This is a genomic window from Tritonibacter mobilis (genome assembly GCF_001681715.1).
GTDB classification, from domain to species: domain Bacteria; phylum Pseudomonadota; class Alphaproteobacteria; order Rhodobacterales; family Rhodobacteraceae; genus Epibacterium; species Epibacterium mobile.
Genome location: NZ_LNWY01000014.1, coordinates 315775 through 322835, shown reverse-complemented (window position 1 = coordinate 322835; position 7061 = coordinate 315775). Strand labels below are relative to the sequence as shown.

6 protein-coding genes are annotated in these 7061 nt (G+C 56.5%); 4 read left to right on the top strand and 2 right to left on the bottom strand.

What is annotated here, in order from left to right; all coding sequences use genetic code 11:
* Positions 1 to 81 precede the first annotated feature (81 nt).
* On the top strand, positions 82 to 1023 hold the full coding sequence (locus UB90_RS15135; protein ID WP_065325845.1) for a GGDEF domain-containing protein: 942 nt from the start codon (positions 82 to 84) through the stop codon (positions 1021 to 1023).
* Positions 1024 to 1078: 55 nt separating this feature from the next.
* On the opposite strand, the gene UB90_RS15130 is transcribed toward UB90_RS15135, so the two are convergent.
* Entirely contained in the window at positions 1079 to 3037 is a 1959-nt protein-coding gene (locus tag UB90_RS15130) for a bifunctional 2',3'-cyclic-nucleotide 2'-phosphodiesterase/3'-nucleotidase (RefSeq protein ID WP_065325844.1), read from the bottom strand.
* Positions 3038 to 3316: 279 nt separating this feature from the next.
* On the opposite strand from UB90_RS15130, the gene aqpZ reads away from it, so the two are divergent.
* Positions 3317 to 4006, top strand: coding sequence for an aquaporin Z (aqpZ, locus tag UB90_RS15125; RefSeq protein ID WP_065325843.1), 690 nt, complete (start codon positions 3317 to 3319; stop codon positions 4004 to 4006).
* A gap of 60 nt (positions 4007 to 4066) precedes the next feature.
* On the opposite strand, the gene UB90_RS15120 is transcribed toward aqpZ, so the two are convergent.
* Positions 4067 to 4537, bottom strand: coding sequence for a lytic transglycosylase domain-containing protein (locus tag UB90_RS15120; protein ID WP_065332030.1), 471 nt, complete (start codon positions 4535 to 4537; stop codon positions 4067 to 4069).
* A 485-nt stretch (positions 4538 to 5022) separates the two neighbouring features.
* Here UB90_RS15120 and UB90_RS15115 point away from each other — a divergent pair, with 485 nt between their 5' ends.
* Together UB90_RS15115 and UB90_RS15110 are read left to right on the top strand one after the other, a co-directional pair.
* The gene (locus UB90_RS15115; protein WP_065325842.1) at positions 5023 to 5871 is read left to right on the top strand and encodes a flagellin N-terminal helical domain-containing protein; all 849 of its coding nucleotides are present in this window, start codon (positions 5023 to 5025) and stop codon (positions 5869 to 5871) included.
* A gap of 330 nt (positions 5872 to 6201) precedes the next feature.
* Positions 6202 to 7044 carry a flagellin N-terminal helical domain-containing protein gene (locus tag UB90_RS15110; protein WP_009179062.1) on the top strand — a complete coding sequence of 281 codons (843 nt, stop codon included), beginning with the start codon at positions 6202 to 6204 and terminating at the stop codon, positions 7042 to 7044.
* Positions 7045 to 7061: the final 17 nt, after the last annotated feature.

Sequence of the window (7061 nt, the reverse complement as noted above, 5' to 3'; positions counted from 1 at the left end):
CTTTTGTCAACACGTCCTAGTTTTTGAAATTTGAATTTTCCGAGGTGACTCGGTCCCACAGCGTTGTATTGGGGCGGTTAAATGGTAGCCACTGAGGCGCAGGCGCGCGTCAACTTTTACTTAGGTGTTTGTTTGGCTCTGGTTTGCGCAGCCATGCTGATCCTGAATTTAACGCGCGGCGATTTTATTCTGTCTGGCGCGCTTGGGCTGCTCGTTTTGGTGGTCGTGATCGACCTGTGCGCCTTTGTGAAAAAGAAACGGCTACCAATCTCGATCCCGATGGTCCTGTTTCTCTTGGGCGCTGTGATTGTCCTGTCGGTGTGGCGCGCAGGCGCGGAGGTCGGGTTTTATGCCTTTCCGACCCTTATTGGCGCGTTTCTTGTGCAGCCCGGACGTTTTGCGGTGTGGTACTCTCTCGGGCTCACGATTGCGGTCGCAGGGACGGTGGCAACTGTGGGCGCAGACGCGCCGATGGCCATACGCCTTGGGCTGGCTTTGCTCTTGTGCCTGACCTTTCTGTGGTTCGCCGCCAAGCGCATCACAGAGGCGCAGGATCAGCTGGAAAACAGCGTGTTTCTCGATCCGCTGACAGGTTGCTTTAATCGTCGCCATCTGGCGCGCGTGTCAGAGACGCAGGATTTACGCACTGCAGCGCTGATCCTCTTTGATCTTGATTACTTCAAAAGCGTCAATGACACCTTCGGCCATCCAACCGGCGATTTTGTGCTGCGGTCGGTCACCGCTTTGGTGCGTCAGCAGTTGAGCGACGGTGATCTGTTTTTCCGCATCGGCGGGGAGGAGTTCCTGGTGCTGCGCCTCAGCCCGGAGAAAGGCACCACCCGCGCCTTGGCTGAACAATGCCGCCAAGCGCTGGATACCTCGCGTATTCTCGCCACCCGGCGTGTCACTGCGACCTTCAGCTGTGCGGATTTCGACGGGCGCGCAGAGATGGAACCGGTGCTCGGGCAGGCGGATGTGGCGCTGCTGAAAGCCAAGCGGGCAGGGCGCAACCGCGTCGTTTGACAAAAAGAACCGCCCCGCAAATGCAGGGCGGCCCTCAGAATTGCTTCAGCATAGATCAGAGTGCGATTTTGAACCGTGCAAACCCATCCGGCCCGTCGCCGGCGGGGGTGATGGTCACACCGGGCACATTGGCGGCGTACGCGGCCGCTTTGGGTCCCGTATCAAACAGCACTGAAGTTTCCGGCAGCGGTGCAAAGCGCCAGTTGCCATCCGCCTTGGGGCTGATGGTGCCTTGCTCCACGATATAGCGCACGATCACATCGCGGTTCGTGTCCGGCCCTTCAAAGACGATGGTATCGCCCATCGCGCCGGGAAAACTGCCACCGCCGCTGGCACGGTAGTTATTGGTGGCAATGATGAATTCCTGCGCGGGATCAATGGGGGCACCATTGAATTCGAGGTTCACGATCCGGTTGGTGTCCGGGTTGATAACCTCCCCCTTGGGCGCAAACATCGGTGGTTGGCTCAGATCGATCTGATAGGTCACCCCGTCGATCACATCAAAATTGTAGCTGGGGAACTCGGTGTTCAGCAGCACCTGATCTGCCTTGCCTTGCTCAATCTGATTGAACATCCCCGCCGAGCGTTCGAGCCAGTCCTTGACCTGCTGGCCCGTGACTTTTACCGCGCGCACGGTGTTGGGATAGAGGTAGAGATCGGCGACATTCTTGATTGCCACATCGCCCACCGGGACATCGGTATAATACTCCGGCCCGCCGCGCCCACCAGCCTTGAACGGGGCGGCGGCGGAGAGGATCGGCAGCCCCTCATATTCCGTGCCTTTGAGCATCTGAGAGATGTACCAGGTCTGCGCAATCGACACGATCTGCACCGATGGATCATCCGTCACCAGTGCAAAATAGCTGTGCAGCGGCGCGTCCGTCTTGCCCATCGCGCGGCGCACGTAGGCCAGCGTGGCGTCATGGTCTGCCTGCACCGCGTCAAGCACGCTTTGGTCGCTCTCCACCAGCGCGGTGACGCTGCGGTCTTCGTTGCGCTTTGATATGGGGCGCGCCTCGGAGGCGTGTCCCACCACACGCCAGCCCGTGCCGTCGCGCTCCAGCATCAGATCGATCAGCCCCATATGGCTGCCCCAATAGCCGCCCATGACGGCGGGGGTGCCGTGGATGGTGCCTTTGTCGGCATCAACACCCGCAAAATCCGCATAGGTGGAGGAGGGGAACACCAGATGGCTGTGTCCGGTCATAATGGCATCAATGCCCTCAACCGCCGCCAGCGGTACCGAGGCATTTTCCATCCCGTCACTGTGATCGGCCGAGCCGATGCCGGAGTGCGACAGCGCGATGATGATATCGGCGCCTTTCTCCTTCATCTCGGGCACATAGGCGCGGGCGCATTCGACGATGTCACGCGCCTGCACGTTGCCTTCCAGATGTTTGCGGTCCCAGTTCATCACCTGCGGCGGCACAAAACCGATCAGCCCGATCTTGATCGGGTGAGACTTGCCTGCGCCATCGGTCAGTTCGCGATCAAGGATCACATAGGGCGGCAGCAGCGTCTCATCCTCGCGTGGCGAGGCACCGGTCTTTTTGGCAATATTGGCACAGACCACCGGGAAACCGGCCCCGGCCAGCGATTTCATCAGGAAAGAGATCCCATAGTTGAACTCGTGATTGCCCAAGGTCGAGGCATCAAAGCCCACGGTGTTCATCGCCGTGATGACCGGGTGCTGGTCGCCTTCTTTCATGCCGCGCTCATAGGCGATGTAATCACCCATCGGGTTGCCCTGCAGGAAATCCCCATTGTCCACCAGCAGCGAATTTGTCGCCTCTGCGCGGATGTCATTGATCAGCGATGCGGTGCGGGCAAGGCCCAGCGTATCCACCGGTTTGTCGCTATAATAATCATAAGGAAACACATGCACGTGCAGATCAGTGGTCTCCATCAGGCGCAGGTGAACCTGACCCGAGGCAGCGGCGACAGAAAACGGATGCAGTGCGATTAGACCCGCACTACCCGCCAGAAAGGACCTGCGGTCAATTTGCCAAGACATCTAACTCTCCTGAAATATTCAATATTTTGTGCCCCGCACGACTGAGTGCCACAGGGGCGATTCTTCAAATGATAGAGCGAGAAGATGACATTTTCGCCGGGAAAAATCGGCGCCTTTGCCAGCCAAGGCCAATGCTCGGTCAGAGGGGGCAAGGTTGAGTAGTATTTCTAAAATTTTTCCCACTTCCAGAAAGTGAAAACTGAAACACAATGCTCAGACGCTCACAAAACAAAAGATGCGTCCAAGATCTGAGCGGGGACGGTGTAAGTGGAGATAAAAATGAGTAAAAAGTTGTTGGCCGAGTTTGTTGGAACCTTTTGGCTGGTCTTTGGCGGATGTGGCAGTGCCGTATTGGCTGCAGGAATTGAAAATGTAGGAATCGGTTGGCTGGGGGTGAGTCTGGCCTTTGGTCTCACGGTGCTGACCATGGCCTATGCGGTTGGCGGGATTTCGGGTGGACATTTTAATCCGGCTGTCTCGCTTGGTCTTGTGGTTGCAGGGCGCTTTCCGGCCAAAGACTTGATCCCTTATTGGCTGGTGCAGGTCATCGGCGCCATCGCGGCGGCGGCCACGCTTTATGTTGTGGTGTCTGGCATCAACGGCTTTGAGGGCGTTGGTGGATTTGCCTCAAACGGCTATGGGGCCGCGTCCCCGCTGGGCTATGGGATGATGTCCGCGCTGGTGATGGAGATTGTCATGACCGCGGCATTCCTGATCATCATCCTTGGAGCGACCTCTGCCACTGTGCCCGCAGGCTTTGCGCCGATAGCCATTGGTCTGGGCCTGACACTGATCCATCTGGTGTCGATCCCTGTGACCAACACATCGGTAAACCCTGCGCGCTCCACCGGGGTCGCTCTGTTTGCGGATGGACCTGCGCTGACACAATTGTGGCTGTTCTGGGTTGCGCCGCTTGTCGGGGCGGTCATTGGGGCGGTGATCTGGAAGATCCTGTCCACCGACGACTAAGGATCACGCAACATGTCCGCCCTTCCTCCTAAGGAGGGGCGGTATTCAATGCGCGAAGGTTCAGCGCAATCCGGTCTCTTCCAGCATACCGCGGCGCTTGGCCTCGTAGTAATAGCCACGCGAGTAGTGTTTGACCGCGTTATCCTGACTGCCATCGGAAATCAGCCAAGCGCCACGCAGATAACGCACGGCATATTTCAGATTGGTATCTGCATCCAACAGGTCCTGCGGCTCGCCCCGAAACCCCATGGAGCGTGCGGTGGCAGGCAGGATCTGCAGCAGCCCATAATAAGGGCGATTGGTGGCCCAGGGGCGGTGGGTGCTTTCACGTATAGCAAGGCGATGCACCAGACTGCGTGGCACCTCGTAATGATCGGCCCAGAAGTTGATCTTTTTCCGCAGCTCCGGTGTCTCATTCGGATAGAGGGGCGGGTTGAATGCACGGCTGACGGACTCGTCAGTGCTTGCACATCCCGCCACGGAGCTGAGGAAAAAGGCCGCCAAGGTCCACAGCAGGTGACGACGGTTCATTGGGCTGTCTCATGGTTGTTTCTCTGGCTCCCAACCTAGCGACGCTGTGTGATGCGGCAAACCTGCAATTTTAGACAAGGCGGAGCTTTGCCTATGCGCGCGCGATGCATGCGACAAACCTAGAAATATATCTTTAGATACAGTTGCTTGGCGCGGGTTCTTTATCGTCTGGCCGACGCCAAAGAGACCACGGAACAGACGAAAAACGCCCTGCCGTTTTAATCAATTATCCAATGCAATTGTCGCGGATTTTCGACGATTAGCAAATCATTCAGCTGTGTTAAAATTGTAGGGATGTAAAAGCCGCCCATTAAGGAGTCAGTAACAGAATACATGCCATTTTGACCGTGCATCTGGTGACGGATGGCGCTGACGCTGAGAGGCGGAAGGCAGGTTTAGGACGGGACCACTCGCCCCCGTGTAACGGGATAACCTGAATATAGGACAGATAAAAAATACTGTCCTGCCATTGAATAAGGTGCTCTATGTCCAGCATTCTGACCAATAACGGCGCAATGGTTGCGCTGCAGACCCTGAAGTCCGTCAATGACGACCTCGGCAAAACCCAAACCAGCATCTCCACCGGTAAAGAGGTGGGTACAGCCAAGGATAACTCCGCAGTTTGGGCAATCTCCAAAACCATGGAATCCGACATTGCCGGTTTTGAAGCGATCGAAGAGGGTCTCTCCGTCGGTGAAGCGACCGTTGCGGTTGCCTCTGCCGGTGCTGAGCAGATCGTTGAAAAACTGACCGAGATGAAAGAGCTGATCGTTTCCGCGCAGTCTGAAAACGTTGATCACGCCACCATTCAAACCGACATCGATTCCAAAGTGGAACAGGTTGAGGCGATCATTTCCGCAGCCCAGTTTAACGGTGCAAACCTGCTGGCGACCGATGTGGATGGCAATGGCGCAACTGGCGTTGGCGTTCTCGCCTCGCTGGACCGTGTGGGTGCAGGTGGAGCCGTGTCTGCGGTTGAGATCACCATCGCATCTGTCGATTTTGAGGCCGATCTGGACTTTGGCTCGAGCCTGACGACGATCACTGATACAGCCACGGCGGCGACCGCACTGGATGAGATTGAAGTGCTGATTCAAACCGCGATCACCGGCGCTGCTTCTCTGGGTGCGGATTCGGCCCGTCTGGAAGATCAGTCCGAGTTTGTCAGCAACCTCGTGGACTCCATGACCATGGGCGTGTCGACCATGACCGACACCAACATGGAAGAGGCCTCCGCGCGCCTGTCTGCGCTGCAAACTCAACAAGATCTGGCGACCCAGTCGCTGACCATCGCGAATGAAGCGCCAAGCTCGCTGTTGCAGCTCTTCCGTTAAGGTCTCCTGACCTGAGGAATATCACCGCCGGCTCCTTTGGAGCCGGCGGTTTTTTTGTGTCTCGTTCGACGGTTGCGATTTCTTACGGAAAATTTTTTGAAGCTTAGACAGTTATTCAACAGTGTTAAAATTGTAGGAATGACTCGCTGCCGCATTAAGGAATCGTAAGGGCTTTTGTGGCACTTTGATGGTGCATCTGGTGACAGGTGGCGCTGACGCCGTGAGGCGGAAGGCAGGTTTAGGACGGGACCACTCGCCCCCGTGTAACGGGATGACCTGAATATAGGACAGACATAAAAATCACTGTCCTGCCATTGAATAAGGTGCTCTATGTCCAGCATTCTGACCAACAACGGCGCAATGGTTGCGCTGCAGACCCTGAAGTCCGTCAACGACGACCTCAGCAAAACCCAAACCAGCATCTCCACTGGTAAAGAGGTGGGCTCCGCCAAAGATAACTCCGCGGTTTGGGCAATCTCCAAAACCATGGAATCCGACATTGCCGGTTTTGAAGCGATCGAGGAAGGCCTGTCCATCGGCGAAGCAACCGTCGCAGTCGCCTCTGCCGGTGCCGAGCAGATCGTTGAAAAACTGACCGAGATGAAAGAGCTGATCGTCTCCGCGCAGTCTGAAAACGTTGACCACGAGAAGATCCAGACAGATATCACCTCCAAAGTGGAGCAGATTACCTCCATTATCGATGCTGCTCAATTCAACGGTGCAAACTTGTTGAAGGCAACTGTTGACGGTACTGCTACTGGTCTTGGTGTTCTGGCCTCGCTTGATCGTGTTGGCGCAGGTGGTGCCGTGTCTGCGGTTGAGATTTCCGTCGCCTCCGTAGATTTTGAAACCGATCTCGATCTTGGATCGATGACACAAATCACCGACTCTGCCTCGGCCGCTTCTGCTCTGGGTGAAATCGAAACCTATCTGCAAACCGCGATCACCGGTGCTGCGTCCCTTGGTGCGGATGCTGCGCGTCTGGAAGATCAGTCCGAGTTCGTCAGCAACCTTGTGGACTCCATGACTTTGGGCGTGTCGACCATGACCGACACCAACATGGAAGAGGCCTCCGCGCGCCTGTCCGCGTTGCAAACCCAGCAAGATCTGGCAACCCAGTCGCTGACCATCGCGAATGAAGCGCCAAGCTCGCTGTTGCAACTCTTCCGTTAAGGTCTTCTGACCTGAGG